Here is a 14,454-nt window from a genome sequence, read left to right as displayed (position 1 = left end):
GCCGCCTGCTGATGACAACGGAGGAACCGCAATGTCACAAGATCCGTTTCTGGAACGTGAAGCAGAAAAATACGAATTCCCCATCCCCAGCCGCGAGTACATTCTTGAGCATCTGGCAAAACGGGACACGCCCATCAGCCGTGAGGAACTGGCCGCCGACCTGCAACTGACCAATGATGAACAACTGGAAGCGTTGCGTCGTCGGCTGCGCGCTATGGAGCGCGACGGTCAACTGGTGTTCACCCGCCGCCAGTGCTACGCGCTGCCGGAAAAACTGGATCTGCTGCGCGGCACGGTGCTCGGCCACCGCGATGGCTACGGCTTCCTGCGGGTGGAAGGGCGCAAAGACGATCTTTACCTCTCCGCCGAACAGATGAAGACGGTGATCCACGGCGATGTGGTGCTGGCCCAGCCGTTGGGCGAAGACCGCAGAGGGCGCCGCGAAGGGCGCATCGTGCGTATTCTGGAGCCCCGCACCAGCCAGATCGTCGGACGTTACTTCACCGAGGCCGGTACCGGCTTCGTGGTGCCGGACGACAGCCGGCTGAGCTTCGACATCCTGATCCCGCCGGAATTTATCGCCGGCGCCCGCATGGGCTCCGTGGTGGTGGTGGAACTGACCCAGCGCGCCACTCGCCGTACCAAGGCTATCGGCAAGATCGTGGAAATCCTCGGCGACAACATGGGCACCGGGCTGGCGGTGGATATCGCGCTGCGTACCCATGAAATTCCGCACAGCTGGCCGCCCAAGGTGGAAGAGCAGGTGGGCGACCTGACGGACGAGGTGCCGGAAAACGCCAAGAAAGGCCGGGTGGATCTGCGTTCCCTGCCGCTGGTGACCATCGACGGCGAAGACGCGCGCGATTTTGACGATGCGGTGTACTGCGAGAAGAAACGCGGCGGCGGCTGGCGGCTGTGGGTGGCGATCGCCGACGTCAGCTACTACGTACGCCCCGGCACGGCGCTGGACCATGAAGCCCGCGCGCGCGGCACTTCGGTTTACTTCCCGTCGCAGGTGGTGCCGATGCTGCCGGAAGTTCTTTCCAATGGGCTGTGTTCGCTCAACCCGCAGGTGGACCGTCTATGTATGGTGTGCGAAATGACGGTTTCCACCCAGGGGAAACTGTCCGGCTATAAATTCTATGAGGCGGTGATGAGTTCTCACGCCCGTCTCACTTATACCAAGGTGTGGAGCATCCTGCAGGGCGACGAGGCATTGCGCGAGCATTACCAGCCGCTGGTGGCGCCGCTGGAAGAGCTGCACCGGATGTACAAGGTGCTGGAGCATGCCCGTGAGGTGCGCGGCGGCATCGCTTTCGAAACCGAAGAAGCCAAATTCATTTTTAACGCCGAACGCCGCATTGAGCGGGTGGAAGCGGTGGTGCGCAACGACGCGCACAAGCTGATTGAAGAGTGCATGATTCTGGCCAACATCTCGGCGGCGAAGTTTGTCGAGAAGAGCGAAGAACCGGCGCTGTTCCGCGTGCATGACCAGCCCAGCGAGGATCACGTGCTGGCGCTGCGCAGCGTGCTTGGCGAACTGGGGCTGACGCTGAAAGGCGGCATGAAGCCGCAGCCGAAAGATTACGCCGAACTGATGGATTCCATCGCCGACAGGCCGGACCACGAAATGCTGCAAACCATGCTGCTGCGTTCGATGAAACAGGCGGTGTATGACCCGGAAAACCGCGGCCACTTTGGCCTGGCGCTGACTTCGTACGCGCATTTCACCTCGCCGATTCGGCGTTACCCGGATCTGTCGCTGCATCGCGCCATTAAGTACCTGCTCAGCGACCGTAAGGCGCGCTGGACTCACAGCGGCGGCTGGCACTCGGATTTCAACGAGATGCTGCAACTGGGCGAACACTGTTCGATGACCGAACGCCGGGCCGATGAAGCCACGCGCGACGTGGCTGACTGGCTGAAGTGCGACTTCATGCAGGATCATGTCGGTGAAGCCTTCACCGGCATTATCTCCAGCGTCACCGGTTTCGGTTTCTTTGTGCGCCTCAACGACCTGTTTATCGACGGTCTGGTTCACGTTTCCACGCTGGATAACGACTACTATCGTTATGACAATGTCGGCCAGCGCTTGATCGGCGAATCCCGTGGTCAGACGTACCGACTGGGGGATGAAGTGCAGATCCGCGTTGAAGCCGTGCATATGGATGAACGCAAGATCGATTTCGCACTGGTGTCTTCCACCCGTAAGGTGCGCGGCGAAGGCAAAACCGCGCGCGATCGGGCGAAGAAAGGCGGCGAAGCGGACGCAAAACCGCCGCGCCGTCGTCGTACCGGGCAGCGCGCCAACTTTGAGCCGGATAGCGCATTCCGCAGCGACGGCGACGGCAAGCGTCAGCCTGCCGGCAAGGGCAAGGATAAAGATAAAGATAAAGATAAAGATAAAGCGAAAACCGGCGGCAGGAAGAAGACGGCTAAATCGCAAAAGAACGCTGAAAAAACGCGTAAAATTGCTGCCGCCACTCGCGCCAAACGCGCCAGCAAAAAGAAGGCGCCGGCGGAATAATGGAAGTCGGCTGACCATCGCACCTGTATCATGGGCAGCCGGGCCGGCTGCCCCGTTAACCTGTTTGAAGCGTATTATTGAAGAGTTGTAATGAGCGAAATTATTTACGGCATCCATGCGGTGAAAGCGCTGCTGGAGCAAGACCCCCAACGTTTTCTGGAAGTGTTCACCCTTAAAGGGCGTGAGGATCGCCGCCTGCAGCCGTTGATCGCCGAGCTGGAAGCCAGCGGCATCGCGGTGCAGGTTGCTAACCGCCAGTGGCTGGATGACAAGGTGGAAGGCGCGGTGCATCAGGGCATTGTCGCCCGGGTGAAAGAGGGGCGACAGTATCAGGAAAACGATCTGCCGGGACTGCTGGCATCGCTGGATACCCCGTTCCTGCTGGTATTGGATGGCGTAACCGACCCGCACAACCTGGGAGCCTGCCTGCGCAGCGCCGATGCGGCGGGCGTTCACGCGGTGATTGTGCCGCGCGATCGGTCTGCCCAACTCAACGCTACCGCGAAAAAGGTCGCCTGCGGCGCGGCGGAAACCGTACCGCTGATTCGTGTGACCAATCTGGCGCGCACGCTGCGTTTCCTGCAGGAGCAGAACGTCTGGATCGTTGGTACGGCGGGCGAAGCGGATCACACCCTGTATCAGAGCAAACTTACCGGCCCGCTGGCGCTGGTGATGGGAGCGGAAGGGGAAGGGATGCGTCGCCTGACCCGCGAACACTGCGATGAACTGATCAGCATTCCAATGGCGGGCAGCGTGTCGTCGCTGAACGTGTCGGTCGCCACCGGAATCTGCCTGTTTGAGGCGGTACGTCAGCGCTCGGCGTAATCATGGCGCAGGCGCGCTAAAAGAGAACGGGCGTCAGACAAGATTCCCGACAGGCAGGGCAACCGCGATAGGTTGCCCTGTTGCTATCCACTTCAGGATGGGCGTTATTTTTTCAGGCTGGCGAGTTTCTGTTCTACGGCCGCGCACCACAGCACGGAATTGCGCGATGGCCAGGAGGTCGCAGGCAGTCGGCTTTCTACCGCCTGCTGCCACACCAGCGAACCGACTTCCACATCGCCCAACTGTCCGCGGGTATTCACCTGCATTTCAACCCAGACATTCCATTCCGGGCTGCGGCACGGGTATTCCGAGGCCGCAGCCACGCCGCTAACGCCGGTTGTCAGCAGTAACAGGGCGATGGCGGCAATCTTTGTTTTCATCCTTATCCTCTCAATCTTTCTGGGGCGCTGATTGGCCTGGTTGGTTCAGGGGCGGGCGGCGGCAGGCGGGCGGTAGAAGATTGCATAGCCGTGCCAGCTATCCCGTCGCACATGTTCGTTTTCCGTCAGGCTGACCACCCGGTAGTAAGGCATGCCGCGAGCGTTGGCCTGACGCTGTATTTCCCGTACCGCATCATCCAGACTGCCGCGTACATCGACCGAAACTGAACCGGTTTTTTCCAGCAGATAGCTCTGTTCTCTGGATATTTCGGCCGCCTGTTCCGCGGGCGGCGGCGGCGGGACCGGCTTACCGGCCAGCAACGTGCAACCGCTGATCAGCATCGACAACAGGGTGCTCAGCAACACTCGGTTCAACGGCGTAACGCTGAATAGCCATGATGGGCGTGTCATTGTTGGTGTTCCGGTCAGTCCGGTACTGGGTGGATATAGTGTAACCCCTTGAGGCAGACAGGGATACCGCCGGCGTGTAACGGAGGATAAACCGCCTAAGCGGACCTCTGCCGATAGCCGGCAGAGGTAATGAAGCGATCAGGAGTGGATGCGGAACACGCTGACCACATCGCTCAGATGATGGCCTTTTTCGCGTAGTCCCTGCGCGGTGCTTTCCGAATTCTGCACCAGCGAAGCGTTCTGGTTGATGGCCTGCCCAATCTGGTTGATGGCCACGTTAACCTGTTCAATGCCCAGCGACTGCTCGCGCGAGGCGATATCAATGTCGTTGACGATAGTGCTGACCTGCTGGATGCGATGCAGCAGATCGTCCATCACCGAACGGGTTTTTTCCGAGAAACGGTAGCCGGTTTCGATTTGATGCAGCGATTCGGCAATCAGCGCTTCGATTTCCTTCACCGCTGAAGAGCTGCGTTGGGCCAGCGAACGCACTTCGGCGGCAACCACGGCGAAGCCCTTGCCGTGCTCGCCGGCGCGTGAGGCTTCCACCGCCGCGTTGAGCGCCAGAATATTGGTCTGGAAGGCGATCGACTGGATGGTGGTGGTGATGTCGGCGATCTTCTGCGACGAGCGTTTGATTTCGCTCATGGTTTCCACCGAGTCCGTCACCGTGATGCTGCCGTTCTGCGCGGCGCTGGCGCTTTCCGCCGCCAGCCCTTTAGCGGCGGAGACGTTGTCGGCATTCTGTTTCACCGTCGAGGACAACTGTTCCATCGTGGCCGAGGTTTCTTCCACGCTGCTGGCCTGACGGGAAATCTGCTCGCTGATGTTGCCGCTGTCTTCGGCCAGCGCGTCAGTACCGGCGGCGATCTCTTCCGCGGCGTCGCGCACCTGAGACACCAGCCGGGTCAGGCCGTGGCCCATACCGTTGATGGCGTCCACCAGACGGCCGACTTCATCCTGGCTGTCGGTGGTCAGCGTCGCCTGCAGGTTACCGGCCGCGAACTGCTCCGCCACTTTAACCACTTCCTCCAGCGGCCGGCTCAGCCAGCGACGGGTAAGGTAGACAAAGAACACGGCGAACAGCACCACCAGCGCGATGCCGCCGCCCAGAAACAGATTGCGGATCGTGTTGATTTCCGCCAGCAGGCTGGCCTTGCTGATGGTGCCGATGACGACCCATTTCCACTGCGGCACGCTGCGATATACCATCACCTGGGTACGGTCATCGCCGCTCAGGCTGTTATCAGCGTATTCCAGCCTGCCGCCGTCGTTTTTCAGCACCTGCTGCAGAGCATCGCCAGACCAGTCCGGTTTTTGCCCGGCCAGCGACGGGTGCACCAGATAGGTGCCGGCCGTCGCGCCTGCCTTGCTGAGTACGATAAAGTGGCCGGTATCGCCGATACGCTTATCCAGAATGCGTTTTTGCATCTGGGCAAATTCTTTGCTGATATCAATCCCCACGAACAAAATGGCGATCACGCTGCCGCTGGCGTCGGTGACCGGTTTGTACTGGGTGATATATTGCTTGCCGAACAGTACCGCCAGGCCGCTGAAGGACTTGTTGCCGGAGACGGGCGCGAACGCCGGGCTGGCGCGATCCAGTTTGGTGCCGATGGCGCGCGAGCCGTCTTCCTTTTTCAGCGAGGTGGTGATACGCACGAAGTCGTCGCCGTCGCGCACGAAAATGGTGGAAATAGCGCCGGTACGGTTGAGAAAGTCGTCGGTGACGGCGGTGTTCATGTTGAGGACGGTATCGCCGGATTTCAGGGTCGGCGCGGTCGTGCCGCTGATGGGCAGACGCGCCTGATTGTCCACGGTAAAACGAGAAGGAAGAAAGCTGGCAAACAGATTGGTATAGCTGTCGACGCTGGCCTGCAGGCTGGTGTCGTACATGGCTATCATATCTGTAATACCCGTAACCTGACTTTCCATGTCATGCATTGTCAATGATTCCAGTTTTTCACCGGCCGAACGTGTCAGGCTGAGGCTGAATGCGATAAACAGCACGGCCACACTCAGGGAGGCGATAACTGAAAGTTTGACACCGAGGCTCCAGCGTCTAAAAGCAAGCTGCATGATAATTCTCTTTATTGTGAGACGTTATTAGGGGTGGTTAATGCCGTTAACGGCAAAAAAGTGCGAAATTTTACACTAACTGGTGCTTTTGTAACTAATTTGATCAAGATCATTGCGATCTATTTTTCTATGTGTCGATTGTTGTTGATGGTTAAATGATATACAGAATAATCGTAGGCGTTTTTTACGGTTTTACCTGTCAATCAACGAAGGAATGGAGGCAAGGATGGTAGAAATGGGAAGTGAGAATGTTTCAGGGATAGAGGTGTTGCATGCCTTTCCATCCGGCAGCCGAACGCGGCCGTTGCCAACCATTTTCTTCTTTCATGGCTATACCTCGTCGAAGGAAGTCTACGCGTATTTTGCCTACGCGCTGGCGAAGGCCGGGTTCCGCGTCATCGCGCCGGATGCGTTGATGCATGGCGCGCGGTTTGACGGCGATGAAGCGCGTCGCTGGCGCTGTTTCTGGGATATTTTCCTGAATAATGTCAGTGAATTGCCGCTCCATCTGGACTGGTGTCGGGAGCAGGGGCTGATTGACGGGGATCGGGTCGGGATTTGCGGCGCATCAATGGGGGGAATGACCGCGCTGGCTGCGATGACGCAATATCCCTGGCTGCGGGCTGTGGCCTGTTTTATGGGCTCCGGATACTTTTCATCGCTGTCGCAGACGCTGTTTCCGCCGGTCGCGCCGGAAGAGCCGGGCGCGCAGGCGCAGTTGCAGGCGCTGGCTGATCGCGTCGCGCCCTTTGATGTGCGTCATCAACTGGACAAGGTTTCCGACCGGCCGCTGCTGCTCTGGCACGGTCTGGCGGATGAGCTGGTGCCGGCGCAGGAGAGCGAACGGCTGTACCGGGAGTTAACCGCTCGCCAGTCCCACCAGCATCTGACTTACCTGACCGAGGCCGGCATCGGCCACAAGATCACCCCGACCGCCCTGCAGGCCGGCGCGGATTTCTTCTCGCGCTCGCTTTGATTTACCCGTCTATGGCCCGCCAGCGGCGGGCTATTTCTCCTGACCCAGCCCCCTCATGATGGAAATCAGCGATATGGCTTGTTTTCCCGCGTGGCAGTCAGTACAATTGCGCGTCATTTTTTCAGCCGTACACACAACACGTTCCTTGCTTCCATGGGCCGCGGCTGACCCTGACAGGAGGCTGAATAATCCGTAAGGAGCAATTCGATGCGTCATTACGAAATCGTTTTTATGGTTCATCCTGACCAGAGCGAACAGGTTCCGGGCATGATCGAGCGTTACACCGGTGCTATCACAGCAGCGGAAGGCAAGATCCACCGTCTGGAAGACTGGGGCCGTCGTCAGCTGGCTTACCCGATCAACAAACTGCACAAAGCTCACTACGTTCTGCTGAACGTTGAAGCCCCGCAGGAAGTGATCGATGAGCTGGAAACTAACTTCCGCTTCAACGACGCCGTTATCCGCAGCATGGTTATGCGCGTTAAGCACGCGGTAACTGAAGCATCTCCGATGGTTAAAGCGAAAGACGAACGCCGTGAGCGTCGTGACGAATACGCTGAAGCCGATGATGATGCTGAAGTTGGGGATTCTGAAGAGTAATTGTTGTGGTGACGGTGAATCGACTGGAGCTGTCGGGCACGGTGTGCAAGACGCCCATTCGAAAAGTCAGTCCGTCGGGTATTCCTCACTGTCAGTTTGTGCTTGAGCACCGCTCAGTGCAGGAAGAAGCCGGACTCAGCCGACAAGCATGGTGCCGTATGCCCGTGATTGTCAGCGGACACCCGTCACAGGCATTTACCCACAGTATAACGGTCGGTATGCAACTCAGGGTTCAGGGGTTCATTAGTTGCCATCAAGGGCGCAATGGCCTGAGCAAAGTGGTGCTGCATGCCGAGCAGATTGAATTGATTGATTCTGGAGACTAGCCAAATGGCACGTTATTTCCGTCGTCGCAAGTTCTGCCGTTTCACCGCGGAAGGCGTTCAAGAGATTGACTATAAAGACATCGCAACGCTGAAAAACTACATCACTGAAAGTGGTAAAATTGTACCGAGCCGCATCACCGGCACCCGTGCAAAATACCAGCGTCAACTGGCCCGCGCTATCAAGCGTGCGCGCTACCTGTCTTTGTTGCCGTACACTGATCGTCATCAGTAATCGGCCACTGTCCATTAACGAGACTTTGAGAGGATAAGGTAATGCAAGTTATTCTGCTGGATAAAGTAGCAAACCTGGGCAGCCTGGGTGATCAGGTTAACGTTAAAGCGGGCTACGCTCGTAACTTCCTGGTTCCGCAGGGCAAAGCTGTGCCGGCAACCAAGAAAAACGTTGAGTTTTTCGAAGCCCGCCGCGCTGAACTGGAAGCCAAACTGGCTGACGTTCTGGCTGCTGCTGAAGCCCGCGCTGAGAAAGTCAACGCGCTGGCTTCCGTGACCATCGCATCTAAAGCGGGTGACGAAGGCAAACTGTTCGGTTCCATCGGTACTCGCGACATCGCTGACGCGGTCACCGCTGCTGGTGTTGATGTTGCCAAGAGCGAAGTTCGCCTGCCGAACGGCGTTCTGCGCACGCTGGGTGAGCACGAAGTAAGCTTCCAGCTGCACAGCGACGTATTCGCCAAGCTGAACGTCGTGGTTGTTGCCGAGTAATTTTTACTTCGGTTGACCACAACAGGTAAAACGCTGGCCTTGTGCCAGCGTTTTGCATTGGTAAGTCGGTCAAAGCGGCCTATCATCAACGTGTGTATCACTGAGCGACATACGAGATGAGCGAGCTGGTCCAATTGATGCGTGTCTATGATGCGCAGCCTCCTTTTTCTTCCCCCACGTTTCTGGTCGATCGGCTGTGGCCGCGCGGCATCGCCAAAATCCGTCTACCCGACGTCGTCTGGCTTAAAGACGTCGCACCCAGTCATGAATTGCGGCGCTGGTATCATGCTAACCCAGTAGAGTGGGAAACATTCGTCGGGATGTACCGTGCGGAGCTGAGTCAGCACACTGCGTGGCAGCCGCTGGCGGCGTTATTGCGTCAGTCGCAGCCGATAACCCTGCTGTATGGCAGCCGGGATACGGAACGGAATCATGCGGTGGTGTTGCGTGATTTTTTGATAGAACAGGCTGCGCTTAGCGAACGCGAATGAAGGAACCGTCCTGCTGGCGAACGAACTGCACCTGCTGACCGTCCGGGGTGTCGATCTCAAGCTGGCTCACCATTCCTTGCGTATTGAGCTGCAGCTGGACTTTCTGCCCGGTCCGCAGATTGCTGAGCGGCTTGCTTTGCCCCTCCACCTGCGCCATGGCGAAGACATCGTTGACGGGAAGGTTGTTGTCGCGAAACAGCTGGGCCAGCGTCTGGCCGGACGCGATCTGATAGGATTGCCAGGTGGCGCCAGACGTCGCCGGGCGCGGCGTCTGGCTGGCGGTGGCTGCAGGAGCCACCAATTGCGCCTGTATCGGCGCGGTCTGCGAGCTGAGCGGCACGTCCACCTGACGGGAAGGCGCGGGGGCTGGGGGGGACACCGGCCACAGCAGCACCAGCAACAGCAAACACAGCAAAATCAAAATACAACGACGGTGAAAATAGGGCAGCGGTTCCATCCAGCTGAAATCATCCGGCAGATGCCAAAGCGTTCGCAGCCAGGGTTGCTGTCTGCGATGCCTGCGGCGTGGAGCGGGGTCCGGGGTAACCGTCTCCGTCTCGTCTGCGCTTTCTTCCGGTTCACCGGGAATTTCCTTGCGTCGACGCCATTGGGCCAGCCAATTCTGGCAGGATTGCCATAGCGTCAGGTGATTCCAGGTGGATTGCTTTCTCCTGGGCGCGATTCTGCCCATGGTGACCTCTCTTAGAACCGTATAAAGGTGAAACAGCTTAATTATATCGGTAATCAAGGACAGATAACCAGTTAAGGTCATCGTCATTGGGTTCCGACGCCGCAAACATGAGCGGTTTGACGCTGTGCCGGCCGGCAACACGGCGAGATCGCGACAGAACGTTTTACCCTCAACCGACTCGCTGCTATGCTGCGCTTTCGTATTTTACAGATTAAAGGAACATTCATGACAACGCCTTCTTATGACAGCGTCGAAGCGCAGGCAAGCTACGGCATTGGCCTGCAGATTGGTCAACAACTGCAGGAATCTGGTCTGGAGGGGTTGATCCCCGATGCGCTGGTAGCGGGTCTGTGCGATGCGCTGGAAGGAAAAGCGCCTGTGGTGCCGGTTGATGTGGTACATCGCGCGTTGCGTGAAGTGCATGAGCGGGCGGATGCGGTGCGTCGTGAGCGTCAGCGTGAGCAGGCGGCGGAAGGCCAGCGCTTTCTGGAAGCCAACGCTGGCAAAGACGGCGTCAGCAGCACCGAGACCGGCCTGCAGTTCCGTGTACTGACGCAGGGCGAAGGCGCTATCCCGGCGCGTCAGGATCGGGTGCGGGTTCACTACACCGGCCGCCTGATTGACGGCACCGTGTTCGACAGCTCGGTGCAGCGCGGCCAGCCGGCGGAATTCCCGGTTAGCGGCGTGATTCCTGGCTGGATCGAAGCGTTGACGCTGATGCCGGTCGGTTCGAAGTGGGAACTCTATATTCCTCAGAATCTGGCGTATGGCGAACGTGGCGCGGGTGCGTCCATCCCGCCGTTCAGCACGCTGATTTTTGAAGTGGAACTGCTGGAAATCCTGTAAGTTTCTCTGCCGGGGACGTCGCGACCCGGCATGCTTTTCTCTGACCTATCATGGCGTTAGCCGCAGCGGCCTCATTGCTTTCATCCCTGCTGATTCCGTGTCGTGTAACCCGTCGATACACCTCGTAAAGGCGGCCTGACGATTGCCTCGTTATGCTGACGTCGATAAGCGGCGCCAAACCTGAATTGCTTTCCTGAAGGTATTAATATTTAGCCATTTTCTGATAGCGGCTCATGGCGGCGCGCCGTATAAGTGAGTCATCCGCCGCATCGCGGTGAAGCAGAGGTTAGCATTATGATTAAGCCACTTTTATTAGGTGCCATTATGACGGGTGTACTGTTGTCGGCGATGCCCGCCGCACAGGCCGACAGCCTGAGTCTGGCGCTGCCGGGTGTGTATCTTCACATCGGCGATCGTGACGATCGTGGCTATTACTGGGACGGCAATCGTTGGTGCGATCCCGACAGCTGGTATGAGCGTCGGCACCATCATGCCCGTCAGGTTTATTACTACGCACCGCCACCCCCGCCACGCGTTGTGGTGATTGAACGCCCGCAACCGGTTTACGTTGTCCCTGCCGGACCACGCGGTCCGGGGCCTGGCCCGGGGTGGGGCGGCTGGGGCCATCATGGCGGCGGCCCGCGCTGGTAAGCCGGGCGGCCGATAACGAAAAGACAAAAACCGCGCTAAAACGGCGCGGTTTTTTTATGGCGGCGGGCGCGGTGTGATGGATAGGCGCTGACGGATAACGCCAATTACTCGCCCCGCAGTGCCCGTGGGAACAGCTGGTTATTTTCCAGATGGATGTGCTCCATCAGGTCGTCGATAAACTCGTTGATGCCGGTATACAGCGCCCGCCAGGTGGTGCAGGCATTAGCGGGCGGCGTAACGTTGTTGGTGATCGTTTTGACCACTTCCAGTTGCTGACCGGCGTCATCATGTTCGTGTTCCATCATCGAAATCGGTCCGCCGGCTTGCGCGCCCATACCGGACTGAATCATCGGGAACAGGATCCGTTCTTCTTTCATCATGTGTTGCGCCAGATCGTCGTGAATCAGCATCAGTTGATTGGTCAGTCCGTGCGGGCAGGCCGGTTTGTCGTGGTGCACGCGTTCCACTTTTTCGGCCATGCGGATCAGTTCCGGCAACTGCTCACGGTGACGATCGTGGAAACGGCTGATGATGTGTTGGATCATCTCGCTCAACGAGGCCTGCTGCCAGTCTTTTTCCGTTGACGGCTGCGCCGCCAGATCGGCCAGACGCGATTCCAGTATCTCGATATCCAACGCCTGTTTGCTGGCGGCGCGCAGCAGCGTCTGTTTGCCGCCACAGCAGAAATCGAGGTTGAATTCACGAAACAGCGCGGTGGCGCGAGGGATGGTGATGGCCAGTTCGCCTAATGATTGGTCGCGGTAATGCATGATGGGTACCCCTGAACGGTGTAATTTATAAAATGTATTTTAAATGCATCTTTTAAAATTAGCTATCCCTAAAAAGGATTACGATGGCGAATGCGGGGGAGACGAAAAAAAACCGCGCCGTGGGAGCGCGGTTTGATAGGGTTACTGTTTTTGCAGGTCCAGACGGTAGACGGCAAAGCCGATGTCGTCGTTACCTACCAGCGTTAGCGGGTACTGCGATTTTTCCTTGATGAAGGCAGCCGCTTTCGGCGACGGCGATGTTTCCACCCGGATATCCAGCGGGGTATCGCTGACAATTTTTGCCAGACGCCAGTTGTTGTCCGCGGCCGGTTTTACCTCGCCGGCTTTTTTCGTTTCGGCGCTGATATAGGCGGCCAGCACCGCGCGGTTTTCATCCGGCGAGGCGAACGCGACCTGTTTTTCGCCGGTGCCGGCGAATTTCTCGCCGTAGGCGCGGTAGTTGTTGGTGGCGATCAGGAACGTGGCCTGCGGATCGATGGGTTTGCCTTTGAAGGTCAGATCCTTGATGCGATGCGCATTGCCGTTGATCAACTGGCACTCGCCGTCGTAGCGGGCGGGTTGGGTGACGTCGATCTGATAATTCACGCCGTCAATAACGTCAAAGTTGTAGGTGCGAAAGCCTTCCCAGTTGATGAGCGACTGCGGCTCGCGTTTGTGCGCGTCAATCTGGTTGAACTGACCGGCGGAGCATTCCAGCCATTCCCGTACCTGCTCGCCTTTAACTTTTACCACTACCAGCGTGTTGGGGTAGAGATAGAGGTCGGCGGCGTTACGGAAGGTCAACTGGCCTTTTTCCACTTCCACGTAGCTGGCCGGGTCGTTCTTGCGGCCGCCCGCTTTGAACGGCGCCGCCGCCGACAGCACCGGCAGTTCGGCTAAATCCGGGTCGCCCTGAATAAAGTGCTCGACGTACGCGGTCTGCGCGTTGTTGACGATCTGCACCGTCGGGTCGTCCTGAATCAGCGACAGGTAGCTGTACATATTGTCGGAAGCTTTGCCGATCGGCTTACTGACGAACTCGCGGGTTTTCTGATGGGCGTCCGACAGCACGTTGACCAGTTGCGGGTCTTCCGCCGCCAGCGATTTCTTCTGCGCTTTGTCGTAGATCGGGCGGGCTTCCGCCTTACCTTCGGTCACTTTCCACTGGCCGCTGTCGTTGTTCAGTACCAGATCCACCACGCCGAGATGGTCGCCCCACTGGCCGGGCATCACGGCGGGAACGCCGTTCAGCGTGCCTTTTGCGATATCGGCGCCTTTGATGCTGGCGAAATCCTTGCTCGGGAATACCGCGTGGGCGTGGCCGAACATAATGGCGTCAATACCGGGGATGTGGCTTAAGTAGTAGACCGAGTTTTCCGCCATCGTTTTGTACGGCTCCGCCGACAGGCCGGAATGCGGTATGGCAACCACCACGTCCGCCCCCTGTTTGCGCAGTTCCGGCACCCATTTTTTCGCGGTTTCGGTAATGTCCGCTACCGTAACTTTGCCGCTTAGGTTAGCTTTGTCCCACACCATGATTTGCGGCGGCACGAAGCCGATATAACCAATGCGCAGCTCGTGGGATTTGCCGTCGCGGTCTTTCACCGTTTTCTTTTCGATCAGGTAAGGGGTAAACAGCGGTTTGCCGGTTTTCGCGTCCAGCACGTTGGCGTTGATATACGGGAAATGGGCGCCGGCCAGCGCGTTGTGCAGGTAGTCCAGCCCGTAGTTGAATTCGTGGTTACCGATATTGCCGACCGCATAATCCAGCGTGTTCATCGCCAGATAGACCGGGTGCACGTCGCCTTTCTGCAACCCTTTGGCGGCGGCGTAGTCGCCCAGCGGGCTGCCCTGAATAATGTCGCCGTTGTCCACCAGCACGCTGTTGACGGCTTGCTGACGGGCGGCTTGAATCAGGCTGGCGGTACGGACCAGTCCGAATTTATCCGTTGGACTGTCTTTATAGTAGTCATAGTCCATCATATTGCTGTGAAGATCGGTGGTTTCCAGCACCCGTAAATCGACGGTGGCTGCCTGAGTGGCGTTAGCGATGGCTATCGCGAGCAGGCTCAGCACCAGCTTATGCTTCATAAAGGTCGCTCCTGTGACGAGGTATCAACATGGCGGCGCCTGCGCAGTCGGACGGTTGTCCGACAAT

Annotated in this window: 16 protein-coding genes; 10 read left to right on the top strand and 6 right to left on the bottom strand. The window is 58.1% G+C overall.

Features of this window, described 5'->3' with window-relative positions:
- The first annotated feature begins 31 nt into the window (after positions 1 to 31).
- Together rnr and rlmB are read left to right on the top strand one after the other, a co-directional pair.
- Positions 32 to 2,527, top strand: a complete 2,496-nt coding sequence (rnr, locus tag CPA59_RS18360; RefSeq protein ID WP_107760319.1) for a ribonuclease R — start codon at positions 32 to 34, stop codon at positions 2,525 to 2,527.
- A gap of 90 nt (positions 2,528 to 2,617) precedes the next feature.
- A complete protein-coding gene (gene rlmB, locus CPA59_RS18355; RefSeq protein WP_038920103.1) occupies positions 2,618 to 3,352 on the top strand; it encodes a 23S rRNA (guanosine(2251)-2'-O)-methyltransferase RlmB in 735 nt (244 codons plus the stop codon).
- Positions 3,353 to 3,456: 104 nt separating this feature from the next.
- Here the strand turns inward: rlmB and CPA59_RS18350 are convergent, their stop codons facing one another.
- From CPA59_RS18350 to CPA59_RS18340, 3 genes are all read right to left on the bottom strand, one after another.
- On the bottom strand, positions 3,457 to 3,732 hold the full coding sequence (locus CPA59_RS18350; RefSeq protein WP_038920102.1) for a hypothetical protein: 276 nt from the start codon (positions 3,730 to 3,732) through the stop codon (positions 3,457 to 3,459).
- A 45-nt stretch (positions 3,733 to 3,777) separates the two neighbouring features.
- On the bottom strand, positions 3,778 to 4,143 hold the full coding sequence (gene bsmA / locus CPA59_RS18345; protein ID WP_100850065.1) for a biofilm peroxide resistance protein BsmA: 366 nt from the start codon (positions 4,141 to 4,143) through the stop codon (positions 3,778 to 3,780).
- 138 nt (positions 4,144 to 4,281) lie between these two features.
- On the bottom strand, positions 4,282 to 6,222 hold the full coding sequence (locus CPA59_RS18340; protein ID WP_049853847.1) for a methyl-accepting chemotaxis protein: 1,941 nt from the start codon (positions 6,220 to 6,222) through the stop codon (positions 4,282 to 4,284).
- A 226-nt stretch (positions 6,223 to 6,448) separates the two neighbouring features.
- On the opposite strand from CPA59_RS18340, the gene yjfP reads away from it, so the two are divergent.
- The 6 genes from yjfP to CPA59_RS18310 all read left to right on the top strand — a co-directional run bounded on the left by yjfP (position 6,449) and on the right by CPA59_RS18310 (position 9,338).
- Positions 6,449 to 7,198: an esterase gene (gene yjfP, locus CPA59_RS18335; RefSeq protein WP_049853848.1), complete on the top strand. Its 750-nt coding sequence runs from the start codon at positions 6,449 to 6,451 to the stop codon at positions 7,196 to 7,198.
- Between the two features lie 207 nt (positions 7,199 to 7,405).
- Positions 7,406 to 7,798 carry a 30S ribosomal protein S6 gene (gene rpsF, locus CPA59_RS18330; RefSeq protein WP_012768533.1) on the top strand — a complete coding sequence of 131 codons (393 nt, stop codon included), beginning with the start codon at positions 7,406 to 7,408 and terminating at the stop codon, positions 7,796 to 7,798.
- Positions 7,799 to 7,803: 5 nt separating this feature from the next.
- Positions 7,804 to 8,124, top strand: coding sequence for a primosomal replication protein N (priB, locus tag CPA59_RS18325; protein WP_038920098.1), 321 nt, complete (start codon positions 7,804 to 7,806; stop codon positions 8,122 to 8,124).
- Between the two features lie 4 nt (positions 8,125 to 8,128).
- Positions 8,129 to 8,356, top strand: a complete 228-nt coding sequence (gene rpsR / locus CPA59_RS18320; protein ID WP_000135199.1) for a 30S ribosomal protein S18 — start codon at positions 8,129 to 8,131, stop codon at positions 8,354 to 8,356.
- Between the two features lie 41 nt (positions 8,357 to 8,397).
- On the top strand, positions 8,398 to 8,847 hold the full coding sequence (gene rplI, locus CPA59_RS18315; protein ID WP_033569210.1) for a 50S ribosomal protein L9: 450 nt from the start codon (positions 8,398 to 8,400) through the stop codon (positions 8,845 to 8,847).
- A 116-nt stretch (positions 8,848 to 8,963) separates the two neighbouring features.
- On the top strand, positions 8,964 to 9,338 hold the full coding sequence (locus CPA59_RS18310; RefSeq protein WP_038920097.1) for a DUF488 domain-containing protein: 375 nt from the start codon (positions 8,964 to 8,966) through the stop codon (positions 9,336 to 9,338).
- Here the strand turns inward: CPA59_RS18310 and CPA59_RS18305 are convergent.
- Complete coding sequence (locus tag CPA59_RS18305) at positions 9,322 to 10,029, bottom strand: LysM-like peptidoglycan-binding domain-containing protein (protein WP_038920096.1); 708 nt, start codon at positions 10,027 to 10,029, stop codon at positions 9,322 to 9,324. The two genes, CPA59_RS18310 and CPA59_RS18305, sit on opposite strands and share 17 nt — an antisense overlap.
- 225 nt (positions 10,030 to 10,254) lie before the next feature.
- On the opposite strand from CPA59_RS18305, the gene fklB reads away from it, so the two are divergent.
- Both fklB and CPA59_RS18295 read left to right on the top strand, forming a co-directional pair.
- A complete protein-coding gene (gene fklB, locus CPA59_RS18300) occupies positions 10,255 to 10,875 on the top strand; it encodes an FKBP-type peptidyl-prolyl cis-trans isomerase (protein ID WP_042860926.1) in 621 nt (206 codons plus the stop codon).
- 294 nt (positions 10,876 to 11,169) lie between these two features.
- A complete protein-coding gene (locus tag CPA59_RS18295; protein ID WP_038920095.1) occupies positions 11,170 to 11,526 on the top strand; it encodes a DUF2502 domain-containing protein in 357 nt (118 codons plus the stop codon).
- A gap of 104 nt (positions 11,527 to 11,630) precedes the next feature.
- On the opposite strand, the gene ytfE is transcribed toward CPA59_RS18295, so the two are convergent.
- Both ytfE and CPA59_RS18285 read right to left on the bottom strand, forming a co-directional pair.
- Positions 11,631 to 12,296, bottom strand: coding sequence for an iron-sulfur cluster repair protein YtfE (gene ytfE / locus CPA59_RS18290; protein ID WP_038666120.1), 666 nt, complete (start codon positions 12,294 to 12,296; stop codon positions 11,631 to 11,633).
- Between the two features lie 141 nt (positions 12,297 to 12,437).
- On the bottom strand, positions 12,438 to 14,387 hold the full coding sequence (locus CPA59_RS18285) for a bifunctional 2',3'-cyclic-nucleotide 2'-phosphodiesterase/3'-nucleotidase (protein ID WP_107760317.1): 1,950 nt from the start codon (positions 14,385 to 14,387) through the stop codon (positions 12,438 to 12,440).
- Positions 14,388 to 14,454: the final 67 nt, after the last annotated feature.

This window comes from Dickeya sp. Secpp 1600, from assembly GCF_003049805.1.
GTDB lineage: Bacteria > Pseudomonadota > Gammaproteobacteria > Enterobacterales > Enterobacteriaceae > Dickeya > Dickeya fangzhongdai.
This window is presented reverse-complemented; position numbering and strand designations above follow the sequence as displayed.

Excerpts from the sequence above, each read along its gene's own strand:
- rnr (WP_107760319.1), top strand. The coding sequence starts at position 32 with ATGTCACAAGATCCGTTTCTGGAACGTGAAGCAGAAAAATACGAATTC.
- rlmB (WP_038920103.1), top strand. The coding sequence starts at position 2,618 with ATGAGCGAAATTATTTACGGCATCCATGCGGTGAAAGCGCTGCTGGAG.
- CPA59_RS18350 (WP_038920102.1), bottom strand. The coding sequence starts at position 3,732 with ATGAAAACAAAGATTGCCGCCATCGCCCTGTTACTGCTGACAACCGGC.
- bsmA (WP_100850065.1), bottom strand. The coding sequence starts at position 4,143 with ATGACACGCCCATCATGGCTATTCAGCGTTACGCCGTTGAACCGAGTG.
- CPA59_RS18340 (WP_049853847.1), bottom strand. The coding sequence starts at position 6,222 with ATGCAGCTTGCTTTTAGACGCTGGAGCCTCGGTGTCAAACTTTCAGTT.
- yjfP (WP_049853848.1), top strand. The coding sequence starts at position 6,449 with ATGGTAGAAATGGGAAGTGAGAATGTTTCAGGGATAGAGGTGTTGCAT.
- rpsF (WP_012768533.1), top strand. The coding sequence starts at position 7,406 with ATGCGTCATTACGAAATCGTTTTTATGGTTCATCCTGACCAGAGCGAA.
- rpsR (WP_000135199.1), top strand. The coding sequence starts at position 8,129 with ATGGCACGTTATTTCCGTCGTCGCAAGTTCTGCCGTTTCACCGCGGAA.
- rplI (WP_033569210.1), top strand. The coding sequence starts at position 8,398 with ATGCAAGTTATTCTGCTGGATAAAGTAGCAAACCTGGGCAGCCTGGGT.
- CPA59_RS18310 (WP_038920097.1), top strand. The coding sequence starts at position 8,964 with ATGAGCGAGCTGGTCCAATTGATGCGTGTCTATGATGCGCAGCCTCCT.
- CPA59_RS18305 (WP_038920096.1), bottom strand. The coding sequence starts at position 10,029 with ATGGGCAGAATCGCGCCCAGGAGAAAGCAATCCACCTGGAATCACCTG.
- fklB (WP_042860926.1), top strand. The coding sequence starts at position 10,255 with ATGACAACGCCTTCTTATGACAGCGTCGAAGCGCAGGCAAGCTACGGC.
- CPA59_RS18295 (WP_038920095.1), top strand. The coding sequence starts at position 11,170 with ATGATTAAGCCACTTTTATTAGGTGCCATTATGACGGGTGTACTGTTG.
- ytfE (WP_038666120.1), bottom strand. The coding sequence starts at position 12,296 with ATGCATTACCGCGACCAATCATTAGGCGAACTGGCCATCACCATCCCT.
- CPA59_RS18285 (WP_107760317.1), bottom strand. The coding sequence starts at position 14,387 with ATGAAGCATAAGCTGGTGCTGAGCCTGCTCGCGATAGCCATCGCTAAC.